General features: G+C 60.7%; 21 protein-coding genes and 1 pseudogene. 10 read left to right on the top strand and 12 right to left on the bottom strand.

Annotated elements, in window-relative coordinates; genetic code table 11:
• Nucleotides 1-381: 381 nt before the first annotated feature.
• Complete coding sequence (locus tag EDF56_RS19640; RefSeq protein WP_132390714.1) at nucleotides 382-1200, bottom strand: alpha/beta hydrolase; 819 nt, start codon at nucleotides 1198-1200, stop codon at nucleotides 382-384.
• Between the two features lie 80 nt (nucleotides 1201-1280).
• On the opposite strand from EDF56_RS19640, the gene EDF56_RS19635 reads away from it, so the two are divergent.
• Complete coding sequence (locus EDF56_RS19635) at nucleotides 1281-1481, top strand: hypothetical protein (RefSeq protein WP_132390712.1); 201 nt, start codon at nucleotides 1281-1283, stop codon at nucleotides 1479-1481.
• A gap of 180 nt (nucleotides 1482-1661) precedes the next feature.
• On the opposite strand, the gene EDF56_RS19630 is transcribed toward EDF56_RS19635, so the two are convergent.
• Both EDF56_RS19630 and dctA read right to left on the bottom strand, forming a co-directional pair.
• Complete coding sequence (locus tag EDF56_RS19630) at nucleotides 1662-3092, bottom strand: carbohydrate porin (RefSeq protein ID WP_132390710.1); 1431 nt, start codon at nucleotides 3090-3092, stop codon at nucleotides 1662-1664.
• Between the two features lie 68 nt (nucleotides 3093-3160).
• Nucleotides 3161-4474 carry a C4-dicarboxylate transporter DctA gene (gene dctA, locus EDF56_RS19625; protein WP_132390708.1) on the bottom strand — a complete coding sequence of 438 codons (1314 nt, stop codon included), beginning with the start codon at nucleotides 4472-4474 and terminating at the stop codon, nucleotides 3161-3163.
• 308 nt (nucleotides 4475-4782) lie between these two features.
• Between dctA and EDF56_RS19620 the strand changes: the two genes are divergently transcribed.
• From EDF56_RS19620 to EDF56_RS19605, 4 genes are all read left to right on the top strand, one after another.
• On the top strand, nucleotides 4783-6030 hold the full coding sequence (locus EDF56_RS19620) for a LysR family transcriptional regulator (RefSeq protein WP_132390706.1): 1248 nt from the start codon (nucleotides 4783-4785) through the stop codon (nucleotides 6028-6030).
• 338 nt (nucleotides 6031-6368) lie between these two features.
• Nucleotides 6369-6683 (top strand): metalloregulator ArsR/SmtB family transcription factor, encoded by a 315-nt coding sequence (locus EDF56_RS19615; protein ID WP_132390704.1) that lies wholly within the window; start codon nucleotides 6369-6371, stop codon nucleotides 6681-6683.
• On the top strand, nucleotides 6680-7039 hold the full coding sequence (locus tag EDF56_RS19610; RefSeq protein WP_132390702.1) for an SRPBCC domain-containing protein: 360 nt from the start codon (nucleotides 6680-6682) through the stop codon (nucleotides 7037-7039). Before EDF56_RS19615 ends, EDF56_RS19610 begins: the two co-directional genes overlap by 4 nt.
• Nucleotides 7040-7085: 46 nt before the next feature.
• Entirely contained in the window at nucleotides 7086-7712 is a 627-nt protein-coding gene (locus EDF56_RS19605; protein ID WP_132390700.1) for an ATP-dependent Clp protease proteolytic subunit, read from the top strand.
• A gap of 141 nt (nucleotides 7713-7853) precedes the next feature.
• Here the strand turns inward: EDF56_RS19605 and EDF56_RS19600 are convergent.
• Nucleotides 7854-8042, bottom strand: a pseudogene (locus EDF56_RS19600) (hypothetical protein); the annotation flags it as partial.
• Nucleotides 8043-8309: 267 nt separating this feature from the next.
• Between EDF56_RS19600 and EDF56_RS19595 the strand changes: the two are divergent.
• The gene (locus EDF56_RS19595; protein WP_243652714.1) at nucleotides 8310-9032 is read left to right on the top strand and encodes an MBL fold metallo-hydrolase; all 723 of its coding nucleotides are present in this window, start codon (nucleotides 8310-8312) and stop codon (nucleotides 9030-9032) included.
• Nucleotides 9033-9129: 97 nt separating this feature from the next.
• Entirely contained in the window at nucleotides 9130-9450 is a 321-nt protein-coding gene (locus EDF56_RS19590) for a cupin domain-containing protein (RefSeq protein WP_132390698.1), read from the top strand.
• 91 nt (nucleotides 9451-9541) lie between these two features.
• Here EDF56_RS19590 and EDF56_RS19585 read toward each other — a convergent pair whose 3' ends face one another.
• The 4 genes from EDF56_RS19585 to EDF56_RS19570 all read right to left on the bottom strand — a co-directional run bounded on the left by EDF56_RS19585 (nucleotide 9542) and on the right by EDF56_RS19570 (nucleotide 13928).
• Nucleotides 9542-10963, bottom strand: a complete 1422-nt coding sequence (locus EDF56_RS19585) for a hypothetical protein (RefSeq protein WP_132390696.1) — start codon at nucleotides 10961-10963, stop codon at nucleotides 9542-9544.
• The gene (locus tag EDF56_RS19580) at nucleotides 10960-11526 is read right to left on the bottom strand and encodes a TetR/AcrR family transcriptional regulator (protein ID WP_132390694.1); all 567 of its coding nucleotides are present in this window, start codon (nucleotides 11524-11526) and stop codon (nucleotides 10960-10962) included. The genes EDF56_RS19585 and EDF56_RS19580 overlap by 4 nt, the downstream gene beginning before the upstream one ends.
• Before the next feature lie 125 nt (nucleotides 11527-11651).
• Nucleotides 11652-12863 carry an acyltransferase gene (locus EDF56_RS19575; protein WP_243652713.1) on the bottom strand — a complete coding sequence of 404 codons (1212 nt, stop codon included), beginning with the start codon at nucleotides 12861-12863 and terminating at the stop codon, nucleotides 11652-11654.
• A 66-nt stretch (nucleotides 12864-12929) separates the two neighbouring features.
• Nucleotides 12930-13928, bottom strand: coding sequence for a LacI family DNA-binding transcriptional regulator (locus EDF56_RS19570; RefSeq protein WP_243652712.1), 999 nt, complete (start codon nucleotides 13926-13928; stop codon nucleotides 12930-12932).
• Between the two features lie 259 nt (nucleotides 13929-14187).
• Between EDF56_RS19570 and EDF56_RS19565 the strand changes: the two genes are divergently transcribed.
• The 3 genes from EDF56_RS19565 to EDF56_RS19555 all read left to right on the top strand — a co-directional run bounded on the left by EDF56_RS19565 (nucleotide 14188) and on the right by EDF56_RS19555 (nucleotide 15607).
• The gene (locus EDF56_RS19565; RefSeq protein ID WP_132390688.1) at nucleotides 14188-14403 is read left to right on the top strand and encodes a hypothetical protein; all 216 of its coding nucleotides are present in this window, start codon (nucleotides 14188-14190) and stop codon (nucleotides 14401-14403) included.
• 82 nt (nucleotides 14404-14485) lie between these two features.
• Nucleotides 14486-15100: a hemerythrin domain-containing protein gene (locus EDF56_RS19560; RefSeq protein WP_132390686.1), complete on the top strand. Its 615-nt coding sequence runs from the start codon at nucleotides 14486-14488 to the stop codon at nucleotides 15098-15100.
• Between the two features lie 297 nt (nucleotides 15101-15397).
• Nucleotides 15398-15607: a hypothetical protein gene (locus tag EDF56_RS19555; protein ID WP_132390684.1), complete on the top strand. Its 210-nt coding sequence runs from the start codon at nucleotides 15398-15400 to the stop codon at nucleotides 15605-15607.
• Between the two features lie 416 nt (nucleotides 15608-16023).
• On the opposite strand, the gene EDF56_RS19550 is transcribed toward EDF56_RS19555, so the two are convergent.
• From EDF56_RS19550 to EDF56_RS19535, 4 genes are all read right to left on the bottom strand, one after another.
• On the bottom strand, nucleotides 16024-16254 hold the full coding sequence (locus EDF56_RS19550) for a hypothetical protein (protein WP_132390682.1): 231 nt from the start codon (nucleotides 16252-16254) through the stop codon (nucleotides 16024-16026).
• A gap of 264 nt (nucleotides 16255-16518) precedes the next feature.
• Nucleotides 16519-16752, bottom strand: a complete 234-nt coding sequence (locus tag EDF56_RS19545; protein WP_132390680.1) for a hypothetical protein — start codon at nucleotides 16750-16752, stop codon at nucleotides 16519-16521.
• A gap of 370 nt (nucleotides 16753-17122) precedes the next feature.
• A complete protein-coding gene (locus tag EDF56_RS19540; RefSeq protein WP_165912263.1) occupies nucleotides 17123-19681 on the bottom strand; it encodes a TonB-dependent receptor in 2559 nt (852 codons plus the stop codon).
• A gap of 248 nt (nucleotides 19682-19929) precedes the next feature.
• Nucleotides 19930-20676 carry a glutathione S-transferase N-terminal domain-containing protein gene (locus EDF56_RS19535; protein WP_243652711.1) on the bottom strand — a complete coding sequence of 249 codons (747 nt, stop codon included), beginning with the start codon at nucleotides 20674-20676 and terminating at the stop codon, nucleotides 19930-19932.
• Nucleotides 20677-20678 lie beyond the last annotated feature (2 nt).

Raw genomic sequence — 20678 nt, 5'->3', positions numbered from 1 at the left:
AGCCGCCCTGTGTCTGGACTGGGGGCGCTCAGCTGCCGAAGCTTCTGCGGTGGCGACGGCCGCTACCCAACGGGTTCTCGGTTAAACATTTGAAAGTCTCGCGGTCCGCTTGGGCGGAGTGGGCAACTTCCACATGCCGCGGTTACCCTTCAAGCTCCCTCGGGCGGGCAGGGAGCGAGGCGCGAAGCCTGCGGCGGAACGCACCTCCGTCAAGGCCAGACGACGCTGCGTGGGCCGCTGTTTTGATTGAGCTGTTGGTCGACGAATTTTCGAGGAGGATTTGGGCTTCCTGTTCGTTCCTTCGTCACGATGATGAAACCCGAATCCTCCTCAATTTATGACCCAAATGCTTACCTCAACGGTGATGGGTTAGAGATGTCGTCATGACCTGATGAACGAAAGCAGGTCAGGATTGAGGACATCTGCATGTGTGGTCAGCATGCCATGGGGATAGCCGGGATAGATTTTCAGCGAACCATTCTCAAGCAGTTCGACCGCGCGTGGCACTGAACTTGCGAACGGGACGACTTGATCCGCTTCGCCGTGCATCACCAGTACCGGCACGGTGATCTTCTTGAGGTCTTCGGTATAATCTTCGAGCCAAGAGTCGACAGTCGCGTGGTGAGCGAGAGCACCGCCGGCCATCCCTTGGCGCCACCAGTTGGCAATGACAGCCTCCGAAGGCTCGGCCCCATCGAGGTTGTAGCCGTAGAACGGATTCTCAGGCACAAAACGGAAGAACTCCGACCGGTTGCCCAGCACACCTGCCCGTATCGCTTCGAACCATTCCGGCGGTTGCCCGGACGGGTTGTCCTCGCTGCGGTACATGTTCGGCGTCAGTGAAGCGACCAGCACGGCCTTCGCGACGCGCTCCTGATGGCGAGCGACATAGCGAGCCACCTCACCGCCACCTGTCGAGTGTCCGATATGGATCGCGTCGCGCAGGTCGAGGTGTTCAGTCAGGGCCGCTAGATCGGCAACCCAGTGATCCATGTCGTTGCCGGTGCCGGGCTGGTCGGACCGGCCATGGCCGCGCCGGTCGTGGGCAATCACCCGATACCCGTGATGAAGGAAGAACATCATCTGTGCATCCCAGTCATCCGCCGTCAGCGGCCAACCGTGACTGAAAACGATCGGCTGACCTGCCCCCCAATCCTTGTAGAAGATCTTTACGCCGTCTGTGGTTGTAATCGTAGACATTGTTCAGCTCCTTCACAATGTGCCGCGGATGACAGTCATTGTTCGCTGGCGCGGCGCTCCAGCGATGATCCGGAAAATAAATGACCCGTCGGCTATTAATTGGTCAAAATGTTCAGCTCAGCAGGGAAGGCAAAGCAAAGCGCTCGAAGCTGTCGAAGGGCGACCGGCTACATTCGATTGGCTCGCATGACCGCTCCTTCATCAATCGGCGCGACGGCAAGCTGTCCTGGATTCTTTCCAGCCGACAATTCCCCATCCTCCTGCGCTTCACGCAAGCATGAGACAAGCGCAACCGACCACTCGCGATAGATTCGAGCTTGATCCGCACGTCCTCGCCCGTCGGCGTGACCTCCATCGCCTCCCAATATTGGGGCATTACCGCGACGGCAAAGGCCCGGAGTGCTGATGAGGTCTTCCCCTCACTGCATTGCGGTCACGCGAATGTACGGATCCAGCTCCAATCATTTGCCGAAAAACTGGGCGAGTTTGAGGTCGACGCGAACGCCCAGAACGACCGCGTTGGGTATGTCGGTCTTGCGGCTCGTCGCGTAGATGGGGTCCGGATTGATGGCGTATTGCACATTCGGCATGATCCGCAGACCCGGCAGCGCGGCAAAGCCATAATTGAGTTCGGCAATGATCTCGTTCGATCCCGGGGATCCGGTACCTCCGGCCTTGGCCCGCAGGTCGCGCAAGTACGCAATCTGCTGGGCGCTGAAATGGGTGTCGGAGACAATGAAGCCGATGGTGTCGTCGTCGCGCCCTTTGAAGGTGCCTGTCTTCACCAGTCCCGCCGAGGCAAACCAGTCAAGCTGCTGGGTGTTACCCGCATTCACGAAGAGGCGGCCGAATGCCGCAAGGCTGCGCTTGCTCTTTCCCGGTGCACGCGCAATCGTCTGGTCGACCATCGCGTAGATCCCGAGCCGGTTGCCGCCCAGCGCAGCCCGGGCAAGACCGCTCTGCGCCGCGCTGGCGCCATGGATATCGTAATAGGGGCTCTGGCCGCCGTCGGTGTTGAGGTAAAAGCCCAGCTTGTAGAGTCCGGGCAACCGGCTGGTCGCAGGATCGCTTTCATAGCCGACTTCGCCAGCGATGAGCGCGCCCGTGCCTTTACCGAGCGATAGATCGACGCCGCCTTTTCCTTTGAGATTGAGATCGTTGTTGTAGTCGAAAACGCCGAGCTGCACGTAGGCCCGCTTGCTGAGGGAATATTGCGCCTTCGCTGCCCAGGACGAGTTCGGGAATGCGGTGATGCCGATATCGCTGATGCCGCCGTACGCGGTGAGGCAGGCGGTATTGCTCATGAACACGCAGTTGAGCGGCGAGTTGTTGAAGTAGCTGTTCACGGCGGCGCGCCCGACCATCAGATTGAGACGGCCGAAATCGTGCTCGATGTTGAACTGGGTCAGGCGTGGTCCGGGCACCGGGCGCCAGGTCTGCTGAAAGCTGATCGAGTTGCCGATATAGTCCCGGCCAAGGCTGTCTCCGCTGAACCAGGCGCCCTGGACGTGAAGGCGGGTGTCAGACCAGCCGAGCACCTTTTCAAGATCGACATTGGCCGCAGCGCTGACCCAGTGAGATTCGGCAAAGCCTTTGCGATTGCCGCCGATCGGGTTGCCGGCAATGTTGCCGACGACATCGAGCGAGAGGTCCACGCCATCCTTCTTGAGCGAGCGGAGCTCTTTGCCGATCACATTTTCTTGCTGAAAACGCGCGAAACCGGAAAGCGGAGTGGCCGTCGGCGCGGCGCCGGCCGACTGGTCGCCGACAGCAGCCGGCGCGGCCGCAGGTTCTTCGACCGGTGCAGCAGGCACTTCTTGATCCTGCGCGAAGGCGGCTGCGGGCAGGACCTGCGAGGCCATGAGCACGGCCAGGACGCGGGTTACGGACATGAATCTCTCCTCTTCCGGCCGCGCCGTGGCGCGACCGGGCTATTGTCTTCGGGGATTGGGGACGCCGTTTAGGCGGCGATGCCCAGTCGGCGGCGCGCCGCGTCAGTGCCGACGGCAGCTGCCAGGGTTCGCTCGTCGAGCTTGCCTTCCCACTTGGCGATGACGATCGTTGCCACCGTGTTGCCGACAAGGTTCACGAATGTGAGGCCTTCGGCGAGGATGCGGTGGATCCCGAGGATCAGCGCGATCGAGGCGACGGGAATAGTGCCGGTCGTATTGAGCGTGGCCGCCAGGACGACGAAAGCCGCGCCCGCGACACCCGCCGCGCCTTTGGACGTCAGCAGCAGGACGGCAATCAGACCGAGTTCGTGCCAGAATGTCAGATGGGTATTGGTCGCCTGCGCCAGGAATACCGCAACGGTGGTGAGATAGAGGCAGGTGCCGTCCAGATTGAACGAATAGCCCGCAGGCACGACGAAGCCGACGACGCTTTCCTCGCAGCCGAGCGCCCGCAGCTTCTCGATCAGGCGCGGCAGGACCGTCTCCGTCGACGTGGTCGCCGCGACAATCACGATCTCGTCCCAGATATACCCGAGCAACCTGAGAAGGTTGACGCCGCACCACCAGGAGATGCTGCCCATGACGATCGCGGTGAAGGCTGCGCAGATGACGAAGAATTCGAGTATCAGTTCGCCGAGCGAGAGCAATGATGCCGTGCCGAACTGGCCGACCGTGAATGCGATCGCGCCGAAGGCGCCTAGTGGCGCGAAATACATGATGTATCCGATGATCCGGAACAGGCCTTGCGAGGCGCTGTCGATCACGTTCATCATCGGCTTTGAACGCTCCCCGCCCGCCGCCATGGCAATGCCGAACAGGACTGCGATCAGCAGGACCTGGAGGACATGGCCTTCGGTCAGCGCGCCCGGGAATGTGTCGGGGATGATGGCCATGAGATAGCCGGAGATCGACTGGTCATGGGCGCTGGCGACGTAGCCCTGGATCGAAGCGGTGTCGATCGAGGCCGCATCGATGTTCATTCCCGCGCCCGGCTGCCAGAGAGCTACTCCGATCAGGCCAAAGATCAGCGCGAGAATGGTGATGACTTCAAAGTAGACGATCGACTTCAGCGCAACGCGCCCGACGCTTTTCATGTCGTTCATGCCGCCGATGCCGTGCACCACCGTCACGAAGACGATCGGTCCGATCATCATCTTGATCAGCTTGATGAAGGCATCGCCCAGCGGCTTCATGGCCACCGCAGCATGCGGCACGAAATGGCCGAGCAGGATGCCGATCAATGTCGCTGCGAGCACCTGAAACCACAACTGCCCGAATATGCCGAAACGCCCGGCAGGCTTCTTCTCTTCCAACGCTTTCATAACTCAGCTTCTTGTTTCGTTTTTGGCGACCCATCGGATTGAAGCTGTGCCGTTCGCGAACAACGGCTGTTTAGCGGCGAATGAGTTGGGCTCGGCAAATCCGGAATGGCCGGGACGATCCGTGTCTGCCTGCGCAAGTCGGCTCGCCGCGCACAGGCAACAATTCACCGTTCCGTTCATTCGTGACCATAAGCTCAAGCATTCGCTCGATTGTATCCTCAACCCGTGTGTTGTCCTATCTACACGGCAGTGAGCGCATTCCGGCAACGTCGAAATGCAACCCATCCATAAGCAAAGCTGAAGTCCCAATGATCGACCCGATGCGCCTGAACCTCCGCCACCTCGACGCGCTGGCTGTTGCTGCGCGGCTGGGCTCCATCAGCGGGGCATCCAAGGAACTGCACCTTTCCCAGCCCGCCGTGACGCAAGCGGTGGCTAGCCTGGAAAGCCAGCTCGGCTATGTTCTGCTGGACCGTCAGCCCTCCGGGGTGCAGCCGACCGAGGCCGGGCGCCGCATGACCGCGCGTATCGAGCGTGCGCTGTCCTATCTTGAGCGCGGCGGCCGGGTCCTTCGGCGCAGCGCCCGCCTGCCCGTGCTCCCCAATATCGAACGGCGCATCACGCTCGGGCAGCTTCGGACGCTTATGGCGGTGGACGAAGCCGGCAGTTTCGCACTGGCTTCGGAGCGTGCCCAGCTATCGCAGCCTGCGCTCCATCGCTCGGCCCGCGAGCTGGAAGAACACCTGGGCGTGCCCCTGCTGGAGCGGCAGGGCAGGACCGTGGTCTCGACTCCGACGGCGGCGCGTTTCCTGCGCTTTGTCCGGCTCGTCCGCGCCGAGCTTGAGGCGGGTATCGACGAACTCAGTGCGCTCCATTCACAAGGTGGCGGACGTGTCAGGATAGGGACGATGCCTGTGGCCAAGGCAGTCCTCCTGCCGCAATCGCTTGCCCGTTTCGCACATATCTATGCCGATGCTCAGGTAAGCGTCGTCGAGGGGCCCTATCCTGAACTCCTCAACAGCCTGCGCCACGGCGAACTGGACATTCTGGTGGGTGCGCTGCGCGATCCGCTGCCCGTGGCCGATGTCACCCAGGAAGGACTGTTCTCCGACGATCCCGTCATTGTCGCGCGGTCCGGACATCCGCTCGCCGGGCGAAAATTTGAATTCGAGATGCTGCTGGAATTTCCATGGGTCATTTCGGCCGGCGGAACGCCCGGACGAAAGCGCTGGGAAGAGATGTTCACGTCGCGCGGTCTCGCGCCTCCCAAGCTGCGGATCGAATGCGGATCTTTGCTGGTCATCCGGGGCCTGATGCTGGAAGGCGATTGGCTGACACTGCTCTCACCGGATCAATTCCTGTTCGAGGCGCGCGCAGGATTGCTGACACGCATATTTGGCGGCGGTTTGACGTTGCAGCGCCGGATCGGAATCACAACCCGTACAGACTGGCAACCCACCAAGTTACAGGCCGCTTTTGTGGAAACCTTTCGACAAGTTTGTGACGCATGGGAAACCGGGAAAACGGGCGAGGCCGAACCGTTCCGGTTTGGCTAGAATCCTCGCCGCTCGTCATGGTCGATAGCGAGCGGGATGTGGTAGCAGCCGGTTTCGGGGAGGGCGCTTTCGGCGGCGAACGGCCGAATAGTTGGCGAGATCGAGCCAACGCTGCTGTGCTGCGCAGTCGATCCCGGACCGCCGTTCAGCCAGGTCAAAACCACGCAGCCTGAACATATCTCACGCAAGAGGCGGACGATTGGTTGCCGGCGAAACCTGGAGGGGTGAGCGATCGGAGCGGTGCGCGATTGAAGAAAGTAAAGCGTCTCGGCGCACTCACTTCTTCAAAGTTCATATCAGGGCTTGCGAATCGGATAAGTGTAGGCTTATGTGTTGGCATGATCGAGAACGACATCTTCAAAGCTCTGGCCGATCCGACCCGCTGCGCAATCTTCGAGAAGTTGGCGGCGGGGCGCATGAATGCCAGCGCTTTGCGCAATGGCATGACGATCAGCCAACCGGCGATGTCGCAGCATCTATCGGTTCTGCGGAATGCCAAGCTAGTCCGAGAAGAACGACAGGGCCGCTTTGTCAACTACGAGGTGGATCCGGACGGTCTTGCCGCGCTTGCCGGGTGGCTCGCGAAATATCGCGTTTACTGGCCGGAACGGGTCGATGCCCTCAAATCCTTGCTGAAGGATATGGAACCATGACCGAGAGAAACACCGACGATCAAGGCAAAACCCTCTCGTTCATCTATGACATTGATGAGCCGCCTCACAAGGTCTGGCGCGCGATCACCAATCCCGACTTTCGTGCACATTGGCTGCCAGCCAAGGACTTGGCCGATCCGCGAGCGGCGGCCATGATACTGGGAGAGTCAGTCAGCTACCGGATGCGGGAAAGTACGCCGCCATATCTGGAAAGTCTCGTCACCTTCCGGATTGCGGCCAACGACGACGGCGGAACGAGCCTGCGGATCATTCACGAGCTTGCGGATGCGCGGATCGATCGGATGATCAAGGCTGCTGCCAACACCAACGGCTCGCCCGTCATGCTTGCAGCCTGACCGGACACGACTCCCACACACATCACGGAAGTCAGGAGTTCGCCAAATGCGCGAAGCGATGCAACTCGTCCCCATGGTCATCGAGCAATCCAGCCGGGGAGAGCGGTCTTTCGACATCTACTCCCGATTGCTACGAGAGCGGATAATCTTCCTCAACGGTGAGGTGAACGACACCGTATCTGCGCTTGTCTGTGCGCAGTTATTGTTCCTGGAGGCCGAAAATCCCGGGAAACCCATCAGCCTCTACATTAATTCGCCGGGCGGCGTCATCACCAGCGGCCTCGCCATGTATGACACCATCCAGTATATTCGCGCGCCGGTGCACACGTTGTGCATGGGCACGGCCTATTCGATGGGCTCCTTTCTCTTGATGGCCGGCGCACCCGGCGAGCGGGCTGCGCTCCCCAATGCGAGCATCCTCATTCATCAGCCGTCCGGCGGCGCGCAGGGCAAGGTGTCCGACATTCTCATCCACGCCGAGGAAATTCAGCGGACCAAGAACCGGGTCACCAGTCTCTATGCCAAGCATTGCAGTCGCAGCTACGAAGAGTTTGAGCGCGCCATGGACCGCGATCACTTTATGACCGCCCAGGAAGCAGTTGAATGGGGTCTGATCGACCGGATAGTGGAAAGTCGGGCGGAGCCTGGGGATCTGCCTAGCGCAACAGCTTGATCCAGCTCGGCGTCGGACAGGCGCGGAGATCAACTTGATGAATGAATGGGGTATCAGGACGGCCAGAAGCCCCAATTTCAGCGGCCAGCGTCGAGGTAAGCCGAGTGGCTGCCTTCAATCGTTTATTTCCAAATGTGCCGGGGCCCCCGCGCCCCACAGTTCCATCCATCGCACGTCGACCTTGTTGCCGATCTCTTGCGGACGGATATAGTCGTGGTTCTGATCGGCCACAGCGCCTCGCCAGAGGCCGATCGGGGCCGAAGTCTTGCGGTCAACGTAGCTTTCGTGCGGCGCGCGTCCGTACTATTCCACCGTATCCAGATTGGAGGGGCAGGGCCAAGGCGCATAGGGAAACGAGCTTTGTGAAAACGACAATCGCTTCTACGCTGCGGAAATGACAGGTAAAGCTAGCTCTTCCGCTCTTATAATGGCCCTGCAATCCCTGCTGCTGGTATGCGGAACGGCGTCTCCGCTCGCCGCCGCCGATATGCGATACGACCCGCCTCGATTTTCCAAATGGATTGATGGCACATCCGCGAATGAGCCCGAGACGCAGGTGCAACGCATCGACGCAGATACCTTCGTGATCCGCCATCCGTGCAAACCAACTTCGAGGCGCCTTTCCTCTATTTGCTGTTCGGTCGCGACCGGGCGCTCCTTCTCGACAGCGGCGCCGGGGGGCTGCGGATCCGGCCTACGGTGGATCGCCTGATCGGCGAATGGCAGCGCAGGAATGGCAACCGCCCGGTTCACCTGACTGTGGCCCATTCTCATGGCCATGGTGATCACGTCAGCGGTGACGGCGAATTCCGGGACAGGCCAGATACGGAGGTAGTTGGTCATACACCCGCGCAAGTTTCGGCCTATTTCCGGATGGCGGACTGGCCCCGTGACATCGGCCACTTCGATCTTGGCGGCCGGGTCCTGGATATAATTCCGACGCCCGGACACGAGCCGGCGCACATCATGGTCTATGACCCCGGAACCCGGCTGCTTTTTTCCGGCGACATGCTCTACCCTGGCAGGCTTTATGTTCCGATCGATCATTTCGACGAGTTTCGCGAGAGTGTGGAACGGCTTGCCGCCTTCTCCAAAAGTCACCCGATCCGCGCATTGCTCGGAGCCCATATCGAAATGACGTCCGTCTCGGGGCAGGACTACCCGATGCGCGCGCCCGCGCATCCCGCCGAGCATCCGCTACCGTTGCCTCCCTCTGCCATCTACGAACTTCAGCGCGCTGTTGAACACGCAGATGTTCCGCCGGTGATCGATCGGCATGCCGATTTCATCCTCTACCCCCGCCCGGCCCATCCTTCATAACGAATCCGAAAGCGGCCGGGACGTCATCCTTGCCTTTTCATTTCCCAGGCTGGTGGACATAGTCGAGACGATGGATCAAGGCGCGGATCGGACAGAAATGCCACCTTCCAATCTCTTTGTCGTAGAGCAAGGGTTCGAGGCGGACGAGCGGTTCGAGGACCTGCTGCGGCGGCCCGGTATTCGAATCGAACGGATCGTCTCGCATGGTCATGTGACGCCTCCGGAACAGCCTTACCAACAGGACTGGGACGAGTGGGTTCTCGTGCTCGAAGGCGCTGCCGAACTCATGCTGAACGGTCTTGAGCGGCATGCACTCGCGGTTGGAGAGCACTTGCTGATTCCCGCCGGTACGCCGCACCTCGTAACCTATACTGCTTCACCGACGATCTGGCTGGCCATCCACATCGGCGAGAGTTGAATCGGCAATACATGCTGGGGAGGACGTCAGTCTGGCGCTGCTGACCTGCGCTCAAATCGAGCTTCGGACGCCTTCTTGCGAAAACGCCGGATCAGGTTCGGGCAGATGCCAGTTCACATGATGGACGCCGGATTGTCATTGCCATGATCGCAAGGCCTAACGTCACGGCAAGGCACACCCACGCAAAGGCGTCTCCGACCCGGGCGTAGAGTGTTTCGCCGCCCCTGCCAGCAACGGGCAAGTCACCAATGGCGACGGTCAATCCCTCTCGAACCGGCTGCTTCACCAACACTCGGCCGTAACGGTCATTCAGTGTGAGCAGCCCATCCCGCGCGCTGCGCGCAAGAGGCGTGCCGGTCTCGATCGAGCGTAGTATTGCGGGTCTGGCATGTGCCCAGGCATCGCGTCCGAAATCCCATGCGGGCACCGCAAACATCATCGGATGGTTCGCCGCTGCATCCTTCCGGATCGTCGCCTGAAAATCCATGTCCTTGCAGATTTCCGGCATCACGCCGCCCGGCAGCGTCAGCGAAGTGGTACCGGGCGTGAAATCGGGGGTTTCCAAGCCGACCACCAGGTGCCGCTTGGCGTAAGTCGCATTGCGCGCGTCTGCGCCCACCGCAGTAACAAGATTGCGCCGCGCGCCGGCGAAATCGCCGTTGTAGCCGACCAGCGCAATGGCGCCGATTTCACGCGCAGCGGCATCCACGGGCGCAAGTGCCGCCTGCGCCCATTCCGGCCCCAGACGGGTACTGTTTTCCGGTAGCAAGACGACCGCCACGTGCTTTCCGGCAAGAGCGCGGATCGCCTTGGCGTATGCCGCAAAGATCTGCCCTGTTCGCGCCTCGTCCAGCGCGTCGGTGTTAGCGGCGAGGTTGTTGCTCCCCATCAGCGCCACGCGTACCGAGCCCTGACTCTGCCCCGTCATGCGCCACGCGCCCAGACCGGCGTTTGCGGTGAAGATCGCGGTCGCTGCGAGGAGCCAGGCAAGGCTGCGTCGGCGCGCGCCTTCGGCAAGAGCAGCGGCGACCAATCCGATCAGGAAAGTCACCGCCGCAAATCCGCCCAAGGCAGCGGACTGCGCCATGATCGGCACGTCGATCTGAGAATTGGCGGGCGAACTTACTGCCCCGCCAGCAGGGGCGAAGGAGATAAGGAAATCCGTTGCCGCGAACCCTGCGGCAAAGGCGAGGACGCCCGCTATCGCCCCGAGCCTTAGGTGAACCTTTCGCGAAAGCATCACCGTCAGCCCGAAAATCAGTGCGGGGCCAAATAGTATCTGCGCAAGCACGGCTACGGGCATCACCGAGCCATAGGCAATCAGCAGGTTGCTTGCTCCAAGTGCGTAACTGACGAAGGCGGCAAGGAAACTCGAAGCCGCGCGCTTGCCCGAAAAGGCGTACCACAGCACCGGAACTGGCGCGATCCAGGCGAGGTACCAGTGCGTGCCAAGACCCAGAGAGAGGAAGAATCCCGCTCCGGAAAGGAGCGTCGCAGCCAGCCAGACGATCATGCCTTGTCCTCCCTGATCTGACTTTCGATAAAGCGGCGCATCGTGGTGCGGTAGAAGGTCCTGAAGTTCTCGACATCGCCGGTAACGCGTCCCGCCCGGTGAAGCGAAACGAGGCCCTGACCCAGCGCAGCGATTGCAACCATGATTTCGCCCGCGCGCTCGGGGCCCGCAAATTCCGCGATCAGCTGCATTTGCAGCGATACCGCTGGCGATCCGCCAGCCAGATAATCATCCGGATACTTCAGGGCCTTGTCGGAATAGACAAGAAATGCGGCGTCGAAGCGTGCGGGAGCCTCGAGCGCATAGGCAAGGTATGCGTCACCGATTGCTTCCAGCCATGCCCGCGCGGGGCGGCTGCTGATCGCGTCCACTCTCTTGCGCCACTCGGCTATGCCCTCGGCGACCAAGGCATCGATGAGCGCCTGCCTGTTTTCGAAGTGGCGATAGATCGCCATGGGCGTGATGCCTACCGCACCGGCAACCTTGCGCAGCGAGAGGCCTGCCTCGCCATTGACCTCAAATTGCTGCCAGGCGGCGGCAAGGATGCTCGCTCTCGTATCCATGTATACAGTGTATACTCGGGCGTTTCGCGTGGCAAACGTATTTTAATGCACTGCTCCGGTCTTCCGTTTCCAAATGCCGTAGGCTCCGGCGTGCGGATATGGCTCTTTGGGAAATTGGTCGCGTCTTAGGACGCTGCAGGCGAGGGAGCGATTTCGGCGCTATGCGAGGGGCGGGACTGATCTATGTCCGAACGCCTGGCCTTACGGTCCAACCAGCTGCGCAAGCGAGCGCGGATGGGCTCGTCCCACCAGATCAACGACAGCCACGCCACCAGAACGAGGAACGGCACCAGCGCCGTGCCGGACTGCGCCTGCGTGGGTTGCTCGTTCGCCACGAAGTTCATCCAGATGTAGAGGAACGGGAAGTGCGTAACGTAGAGCGGATAGGAAATCCGCCCGCTGACCTTGCAGAGCCGGTTCATTCTCTGTCCGGCATTGGAATGGCTGCCGGTCACGATGATCAGCGGAAACAGCACGATTACGCATGCGGCTTCATAGATGCCGTTGAGCTTGATGCCGCCAACCTCGGGCAGGATCGGGCAGGCAATCGCCACGATCAGGACGGCCGAGAGGAACAGAAGTCCGAGGCGAATGCGCGGGAGGCGGCCGCGCACCCGATAGAGCCATAGCCCGATCAGGAACGGGTAGCAGAGACGGAGCGGTGCGGCCCACCAATGATCCCATCCCGAGCCAAGATCGAGTGAGCCGAAATGCAGGCCGCACATGGTCAGCATGATCGCGCCCACCGCAGCGAGCGCCGCGAGGCTCCAACTGGGCAGATGGCGCAGTACGAACGCATAGGCGAGGTTGCCGATATACTCCTGAAATAGCGACCAGCACGGACCGTTCAGCGGGTGCGTGTCTCCGAACCGGTTTGGCAGACCCCACGCCGGCAGCACGAGGAGGCTCATGACCAGCGCAAGCAGCAGGGCGCCCCACGATGCGGACTGGGCTGTGCCGGCAAAGGGATCGACCAGATAGCTGACGAAACCGAGAAGCACGCCGATGATGACCATCGGCTGCAGCCGGATCAGACGCAGCGCGAGGAAGCGGCCGGTGGTGAGTCGGTTCCAGCGATCGTCGTAGGCATAGGCGATCACGAAACCCGAAAGCGCGAAGAAGAAATCGACGGCGAGAGGGGCGTGATGGAGGAAGACTTTCGCGCCCTCCCAGTTCACCGTGATGCCCTGGATGTGGAACAGAACGACGAGCATCGCCGCCGTGCCGCGCAGACCGTCGAGAACTTCGAAATGTTCCTTGCCGTTAGCCGTCCCGTCCGCGGCGCCGCTATCATGCGAGGCCGCTTCGCCTGGGGGCGATGTTCGAACAAGGTCCATTGGTCTCTCCGCTGTTTTGGCGGAGGGCATTGCTGGATTTAACGATAAACCTCAAGCGTGAATTTATCAGCTCGATCCACGTTCGATGACCTTGAACGGCAGCACGACATCGCGCGCAGCGCCATAGGTTTCCGGATCGCGGGCGGCTTGGACAACAAGGTCCAAAGCCTGTGCTGCCATCTCGAGGATCGGCTGATGGACCGTGGTTAGCAGGGGCCAGACACGCGTCGCGATGAGCGTGTCGTCAAAGCCGGTTACTGCGAGTTCTGCCGGCACTCTCACGCCCTGCCGGTGCGCCTGCCACAAGACGCCTGCGGCCATGTCGTCGTTGGCAGTGACGATGGCATCGGGACGACCGGGGAGGGCCAGAAGCTTCTCCGCGGCCTCAAGGCCCGACAGGAAAGTGAAGTCGCCCGAGATGCACAGTGCGGGGGCGAATGACAGGCCGTGGTCGCGCAGCGCATCGATGTGGCCCTCCAGTCTGGCCACGCTGTCCGAATGGTTTGCCGGGCCCGTCACTACGGCGATGCGGCGGCGTCCACCCGCGACGAGATGGCTCGTGACTGCGTGCGCCGCTGCATGATTGTCGATGCGCACCGTAGTGATGTCGGCGAGCGCAGACGCAGTCGAGATCGCTGCCACCGGAACGCCGAGGCTGGGTGACGCAGCACTCTCCGCCATGCTTTCGGCGAACGGCGGGATGAGGAGAAGCGCTTGCGCGCCCGATCGCACCAGCCCGTTCGCGAGGGCTATCGTTGCCGCCGGCGATGAAACCTTGGCTGCCCGGATGATCAGCTGAAGCCCTTTTTCGGCGGCCGCGATCGAGACTGCCGCGATCATGGCGTTGATGAACATGCTGTCTCGGTCGGCATGGATCAGGCCGAGCCTTGCGACAGCGGATCCTGTCAACCGGCGGGCAGCGAGGTTCGGCACATAGCCAAGCTCTTCGATGACGGCCATGACCCGGGCTCTCGTCTCGGCGCCCACTTTGCCCGTTCGGTTGAACACGTTCGAAACGGTCATCGTGGAGACGCCGGCACGCTCGGCCACGGACTGGATGGTCACTCGATCGCTATACTTTCGGGGGCGTCCCATTTACCTGCCAGATTGTCTCGTGCCGTGTCGCGTGGATGGACCATTGGCGGGGGCAGGGCAATGGCCTCGCCATGCACGATTGGACGGGCGCCGGTCTCGGACGGCGCGCGTGAGCCATGAATTCGGCGTCAATTGCCAGCTGACTGCCGCAGACTGATCCGCAAGGGCGAAAGCGGATCGGCGGAACCCTGTGGGGAACTGGGGGTTTTATTCCCCGAAAGGGTTTCTCATGATCGGTAAAATCATCTCGGCTGTCGTCGGCAGCAAGATCGCCCAGGATACACCGGGGCTCAGTGGCCCGGGCGGCGCGGCGCTTGGCGTTGTCGCGATATCGGTGTTCCGTCGCCTCGGACCGCTCGGTATGGCCGCAGCGGCAGGTGGGTGGCTCGCCTCGCGCGAACTCGACAAGCGGGCGCGGCGCAAGGCCGCTGTGCCCGGCAACTGACAGCACTCAACGCTGATCAAGATCCACCAAGGCTTGGGTCGATAGGACCCGGATGCCTTCGCTGCCAACGGAGCGAAGTCCTATGGTCGCAAAATCGAAGAAGAAACCCCTTACCCCCGCAGAAGCCAAGGCTAAGGCGGTCGCCAAGGCCAAGGTTATTGCCCCTGATGTGCCTGCGCGCATCGGGCAGACTCCTGAAAATGACCTTCGCGGATTGCCAGACGTGTTCGGCCGCCTTGTCGAGGATCATGACCGTCACCGGGCACTCCTTGCGATGATCGAGGCAACGAATGGCGCGGACGAAGAACGCCATGCGCTGTTCGAGGAACTCGTGCGCGAGTTGAAGTCCCACGCGGCAGCCGAAGAGCAGGCGCTCTGGTCGACCGTGTTGCGCAATCCCGAAACGACCGAATTTGCACGGCACGCGGTTGCCGAGCACAAGCAAATCGACAAGATGCTCGACGACCTGGCCGCGCGCGACATGGGCAAGCGTAAGTGGATGGAACGCTTTGGCGACCTCAAGGAGGAATATCTCCATCATATCCGCGAGGAAGAGCAGGAGCAGTTCGTCGAAAGCGCGAAGATCCTCTCCGATGCCGACCGTCAGCACATGCGCGCAGTGTTCGAGCGGCGGAAGAAGGAAGAGAAGGCTGCCGCTGAAATGACGCCGAAGCTGAAGATCAAGGCGATAGCTTGACCGCTGGAAATACGGGATGTTTGGCGCCTTCGGCGCTTCTTGGATTTCGCGTTCCGCGGCAAGCAAGCGAACCTCGTGCTGGCAATGATTCGGTCGCGGCCTGATGACATTGGATCGGAGGCGGAAGATTCCGCTTCCGGTCGATCTTCCTGAAAAGGGGGGGATTTCTGCGGCGGGGCCGCGCCCTGAAAGGCGCGGCCCCGCCGCTAACACTCAAAGTTCGTTGCCCTGATCTGCCCGACACACCACCGGTTCGCGAACGCGAAAACATGCCAAAGACACCACGAAAACAGGGCCGTGACCGAACTTCATTCCATCGAAAAGTTCGTCATCCGGCTCTCTCCCGAGCCGGTCTGCGACGACTGCATCACCCAGACGCTTGGCCTTTCACCGCTCGAAAACGCCGATCATGCGGCGCGCGAGCTGGCAGGTTCGAACGGCTTCGAACGCAGGAAAGACACATGCAGCCTGTGCGGAGAAATTCGCCTCGTCACAAAGCGTCATTGAGCCGTCGTCACAGGACCGCTCTTCGCAACGAATAGTGTTATGGGCCCGCGTCTCAGGCCAGGCCGGGACCGTTCCCTAGCCGGTCGCGATGCCAGCGTGTCCTGCTGACACGGCGAATAGCTGACCGGCAATCTTCGCATCGTCCGACATAGCATAGGCCATCCCAGAAGACCTGTCCGGCCTTGGGTCGATGCCGGTCGAACCGGCAGCGCAGCGCTCGGAGAATGATCGATTTCATGTGGGAATGCTCCTTCGATCTGCGTCGCGTCCCGCATGGCCTATCGAGAGCATTTCTCCTGAACGGTTCCTGTCGGAAAGGGCACAAATCGGCGGCCGATACATTGTCGTGTATCGCGACAATTATTGCGTGGAATGGGGCACAGGTTTGGCTGCGCGAATGTGGGCACTCCTGTCAATCAGGGGCGCTTCGGTCCGCTTTTGCCGTCTGCCGCCGCCTTCACCGAGACGGCCCAGGCGCGCAAGTAATGCCCGCGCTTGTGGTATTCCTCGCCGGCCTTGAGATGCACCATGGCGGCGTGGCCGAGCGATTGGGAAATTTCGGTCGCAGTGCAGACGCCTTTTTCCTCCAGCAGTCCTGCGATGGCGGCAAGCGCATTGCCGAATGCGAACACGGCATCTTCATCCATCGTCGTTTCTCCCGGTCCTGATTGTCGCTCGCTCGATCCTGCACTGTGCCGAGAGCCCATGCCAGTGCGCATGAGGAGCGAGGAGCATCTCATCGTGCTCGCCGCGCACTCTGCCGAATCCGTGCTGGCCCGCCGCGTGAAGCGCGCTCTCGCGGTTCGGTGCCCCTTAAAAATCCGGGTCGCGACAACCCTACGGAAAAGGACCGCCCCAATGCCTTCCGGAGCGGTCCTTTTCATGTCCCGATATCGCGTAGATCCTGCCTATCAGGCAATCTGTGACCTTGAAGAGCCGCGATAGTCGTCTCCGCCGTTCACTCCGTGCCGAATGGTGCAGAGCTTGCGTGCTCCCTGCCAGAGTTCGGCTGCCCGTCCGGTTCTGACGCCGGAGGCCTTGCGGTGCGCCGTGACCAGCGCATCGGCAGCGTCTTCCGCGTCGAAATCGAGACGCAGCGCGCCCACGTTCCCGTCGTCCGGGAACTTCAGCGTGTAGATGTTCATTCAGGCTCCTCCAATCGTGCAGGTCGTTTGAACGCCCTTGTCGCGATGTGGCTCCGTAGCATTGTCTTGGGTCAATTTCGAGACAATCGGATACCGGCGGCCGATCACGCGGCGGTCGGCGACCCTATACGCATGGGTAGCGTCCGCGCGGATGGCATTCCCCGCGAGCCTTGAGATGGACCATCGCGGCGCGACTAAGTGACGGGAGCGCCCCACATTGGGTTCATCATCAATTTACGCGCCTCCGGCGCCACCAAAAATCGTAGAGCGGTTGATCCGACCGCATCGGATCAACCGCTCTACGATTTTGGTTTGCCTTGTTTTCTGAATTATCAGGTAGTTATACCTGATTGGAGAACGCGCTTATTGTTCAGCCGAAAGGCCGCAAAGTCAGTCTGATCCACAATTCGCGACCCGGGTCCATATAACACAGCATCTCGTCGACGCCCGCCGGTCCGGCAGCATTGCCGCCGGTGATCTGGCCGCCGAGCAGACCATTCTGGAAGTTCGACGGTGAACAGTTGCTCGCCGTATATTGCTTCGTCAGATTTTTGCCAATCAAGGCCACTTCCCAGCGGTCGTCCGGACCCTGCAAGGTCAGGCCGGCATCGACTTTCGCATAGCCACTCTGGTAAAAATCTTTGCGCTTGCCGGGGCCGGTGAGGAATTTCGAGGTCAGATAATTGTTATTGGAAACGATCAGCTTCCAGTCGCCGATCGGTATCTCGTAGTCGAAGCCGACGTTCCCGCTCCAATCAGGTGCGCGCAAGAATGGGGAGCCGGAAAGGTCTTGGGCGAAATAGAAGCCCTGCTGACCGTTGACCGTCACTGCGCCGGCGCCGGGGTTCGCCTGGTCGGGCGAAGGTACAAATTCCTGGTTGCAGCCGTTTGAGATTGTCTGGCCACCGTAGCACGGCACGTTGTTGAGCGTCTTGAACCGGGCGTGGGTGTAATTTACCGCCGCATTGAGCGTCAATCCTTCCAGCGCGGCGGGTCGGAAGTGAGCTTCTGCCTCAGCGCCGTAGCTGCGGCCGCTACCGGCGTTGACCGTCCGAATGACGGGTATCGATCCGACCGTGGGTTCGATGCCGCCAACCTGCAGGCCGGTATACTTATAGTCGAACCCTGCAAGTGTGAAGCTCAGTTGGTTGTTGAAGGTACGGCCCTTGATCCCGCCTTCGAAGCCGGTGACTTTCTCGTCGCCGAAAGAGTTGTCCAGCCAGCCATTGGCGTTGAGCGTCTGAGGCGTCGCGATACTGAAGGAGCCCGATTTGTAGGCTACCTTGTATGAGGCAAAGATGTTGAGGTCTTGCGTGGGCTTGTACGTGATCGTCACTTCCGGGGATGACCGGGTGGAATTCACGCGAGGCGTCGCTACCGGGACAATGTAAGGCGTGGTGGGCGTCACCGGCAGTCCGGCGCCGAGATTGGTGAGTGAATAGTAAAGCAGGGGATCCTGTTCCCGCTTTTCATTGGTCACGCGCACGCCGCCCGCCAGTTCGAGTTCGGGCGTTATCTTGTACCGCAGCTGGCCAAAGGCAGAGTACGTCTCGATGTCAAATTGGTTGAGCCCGTCCTGCAGGGGAATGCCGCTCGCGGCTGCCGGGACGAAGAATTTATTGGCGTATAGTGTCACCCGATCGGAAACTTTGCCGTCCTGGTAGAAACCGCCAAGCGTGAAGTTGAAGGGGCCGGCAAAGTTGCTGTTGAAGCGCACTTCTTCAGTGAAGTCTCTGCGCCGGAAACGCGGGTTCGTGACGGCAAGCAGCGGACCGGAAAACCCTGAAAGCGACGGGTTCAGGGCGCTGTCCGAATGCAGGTTGTAATAGCCTGTCACGGACGTGGCGGTGACATCGTCAGTCAGGTTATAGTTCAGTTCCAGCACACCGTAGCGCTGTGTAGTTTCAATATAGGAAGTCTCTTTATTTAGACCAACAAAGTTCGCGGGATTCATGTCAACGATGTAGCCGACGCGATCGAGCTTGCAATTGTCGTTGGGGTTGATGAACGGTGCGTTGCCGTAGGCCGGTACTCCGCCAACGCCATCGGGGCAGGACTTCAGCTGGCCATTTTCGGCATCGTAGCTCTTGTCATGGACAAGATTGACCTTGAGCTTGGCGTTGAACCGCCAGCTTGGATCCCAGATCACCGTGCCGCGAACCTGATAGCTGTCGCCGCGGCCGGTTCGGCTGAAGCGAGGGGACAGGCCGCCGAGCGCCGATACGGGGAGCGACACGCCCGGCGCCGGTGAGAAGGTGGCCGTCGCTGGTATGTCCGCGTCGTTGAAATAGTACCCGTCCGTCTTCGAGTAGACGCCGGCGATGCGCGCCTTCAACGTATCGCTCAAAGGCCCCGAGACGACGCCTTCAAAACGCATGGCATGCGCCTCTGCCTCATAGCCGGCGGTACCCTTGACTTCGAGCTCGTCGGTTGGATCAGCGGTGTGGATCGCGATCACGCCGCCGGGGCTGCTCTTGCCGTAGAATAGGGACTGCGGCCCCTTCAGCACTTCGACCTGGCCGACGTCGAACATGCCGCTGGTGAAGGCGAGGCCTTGTCCAAGCGAAAGGCCATCGATGTTGAGCGAAACCGACTGGTCGATTCCCGGATCGAACGAACTGGTGCCCACGCCGCGCAGAGTCACCTGCTGGCCGATCGACAGCACCGCCGTTCCGATCATCAGCCCGGGCGTGAGTTTGGTGAGATCCTTGAGATCGAGGGTCTGCTGGCGGGAGAGGGTCTCGGCCGACACGACCTGTTCGATCACCGGGACATCGAGTTGGGTTTCCTGGCGTTTGCGCGCCGTAACGATGATGTCGCCTGGTGCGACGCTGACAGCGGCTCTGCCTTGCTGGTCAGGCTGTTTGGCAGGCTGTTCGTCGGCAAGGGCCGGATTGGCAGTGGCAAGTGCGACGACAATGGCCGTCATGCTAGAGAACATCGTGCACGTCCTGGACATAGCTCTCTCCCCGATATTATTTCTGGCTGGCTACAGCGGTTAATTTTTATTTCGGTATTACTAAATTGTTACTATGAGTTTCCGGATATTGAAAACAATGTAATGTCGTGAGAACGGCGGCGCGCCCTTTGATCGCTGTGGCGATTGGTGGGAAATGACTGAATAATTGGATTAATATTTCAAATGCCTTTAATCATAGGGTGCATTGGCCGTCGCCATCAGCTCATCCTCTTCACGGAAGTAAAGTCTTGAACCGGTACTTCGTCGGTGCGGCCAAAGAACCTGTCGAGATCGCTGGTGGTCGCGGCTGTCATGGTCGTTGCGGAGGGGGCGGCGAATTCCTCCACGATCCGCGCCTTGGCGCGCCTGACGGCAGGGCGGTAGGCGATTGCCTCCCGCCATCGCCTCATCGCCGGATAGCTGTCGATCGAAAGGCCATGACGTTCGAGGTACTCGGCCCAAGGGAAAGTGGCGATGTCGGCGATCGAATAGGCGTCACTGGCGATCCATTCGCGGTCCGCCACCCTGTCGTCGATGAGTTGGTAGAACCGCTTTGCCATCACGGCGTAGCGGCCCAAGGCGTAGGGCTCGCTACCTTCGGGGAGCAAACGGAAATGGGTATACTGGCCAAGCATCGGTCCGATTCCGGCCATCTGCACCATCAGCCACTGGAGCACTTCGTAGCGATCGGCCGATCGGGCCGGAAGAAATTTTCCGTGCTGTTCGGCCAGCCAGATCAGGATCGCGCCAGACTCGGCAAGCGGCCTGCCAAGCGCCGGATCCTCGATGACCGGAACTTTGCCCACGGGATTGAGCGCAAGGAACTCGGGCGTGAATTGCTCGCCCTTGAACAGGGCGACATGCTTGAGGACATAGGGCAATTCCAGTTCCTCAAGCATGATCGCCACTTTGACGACATTGGGGCTCATCACGCCGTGGAGGATGATCGGTTTCTGTTCACTCATCT

The organism is Novosphingobium sp. PhB165, assembly GCF_004341845.1.
Classification (GTDB): domain Bacteria; phylum Pseudomonadota; class Alphaproteobacteria; order Sphingomonadales; family Sphingomonadaceae; genus Novosphingobium.
This window is presented reverse-complemented; position numbering and strand designations above follow the sequence as displayed.

Excerpts from the sequence above, each read along its gene's own strand:
- EDF56_RS19550 (WP_132390682.1), bottom strand. The coding sequence starts at position 16,254 with ATGGATGAAGATGCCGTGTTCGCATTCGGCAATGCGCTTGCCGCCATC.
- EDF56_RS19615 (WP_132390704.1), top strand. The coding sequence starts at position 6,369 with ATGATCGAGAACGACATCTTCAAAGCTCTGGCCGATCCGACCCGCTGC.
- EDF56_RS19580 (WP_132390694.1), bottom strand. The coding sequence starts at position 11,526 with ATGGATACGAGAGCGAGCATCCTTGCCGCCGCCTGGCAGCAATTTGAG.
- EDF56_RS19590 (WP_132390698.1), top strand. The coding sequence starts at position 9,130 with ATGCCACCTTCCAATCTCTTTGTCGTAGAGCAAGGGTTCGAGGCGGAC.
- EDF56_RS19620 (WP_132390706.1), top strand. The coding sequence starts at position 4,783 with ATGATCGACCCGATGCGCCTGAACCTCCGCCACCTCGACGCGCTGGCT.
- EDF56_RS19545 (WP_132390680.1), bottom strand. The coding sequence starts at position 16,752 with ATGAACATCTACACGCTGAAGTTCCCGGACGACGGGAACGTGGGCGCG.
- EDF56_RS19640 (WP_132390714.1), bottom strand. The coding sequence starts at position 1,200 with ATGTCTACGATTACAACCACAGACGGCGTAAAGATCTTCTACAAGGAT.
- EDF56_RS19605 (WP_132390700.1), top strand. The coding sequence starts at position 7,086 with ATGCGCGAAGCGATGCAACTCGTCCCCATGGTCATCGAGCAATCCAGC.
- EDF56_RS19540 (WP_165912263.1), bottom strand. The coding sequence starts at position 19,681 with ATGACGGCCATTGTCGTCGCACTTGCCACTGCCAATCCGGCCCTTGCC.
- EDF56_RS19610 (WP_132390702.1), top strand. The coding sequence starts at position 6,680 with ATGACCGAGAGAAACACCGACGATCAAGGCAAAACCCTCTCGTTCATC.
- dctA (WP_132390708.1), bottom strand. The coding sequence starts at position 4,474 with ATGAAAGCGTTGGAAGAGAAGAAGCCTGCCGGGCGTTTCGGCATATTC.
- EDF56_RS19630 (WP_132390710.1), bottom strand. The coding sequence starts at position 3,092 with ATGTCCGTAACCCGCGTCCTGGCCGTGCTCATGGCCTCGCAGGTCCTG.
- EDF56_RS19560 (WP_132390686.1), top strand. The coding sequence starts at position 14,486 with ATGGTCGCAAAATCGAAGAAGAAACCCCTTACCCCCGCAGAAGCCAAG.
- EDF56_RS19575 (WP_243652713.1), bottom strand. The coding sequence starts at position 12,863 with ATGGACCTTGTTCGAACATCGCCCCCAGGCGAAGCGGCCTCGCATGAT.
- EDF56_RS19585 (WP_132390696.1), bottom strand. The coding sequence starts at position 10,963 with ATGATCGTCTGGCTGGCTGCGACGCTCCTTTCCGGAGCGGGATTCTTC.
- EDF56_RS19565 (WP_132390688.1), top strand. The coding sequence starts at position 14,188 with ATGATCGGTAAAATCATCTCGGCTGTCGTCGGCAGCAAGATCGCCCAG.
- EDF56_RS19535 (WP_243652711.1), bottom strand. The coding sequence starts at position 20,676 with ATGAGTGAACAGAAACCGATCATCCTCCACGGCGTGATGAGCCCCAAT.
- EDF56_RS19635 (WP_132390712.1), top strand. The coding sequence starts at position 1,281 with ATGACCCGTCGGCTATTAATTGGTCAAAATGTTCAGCTCAGCAGGGAA.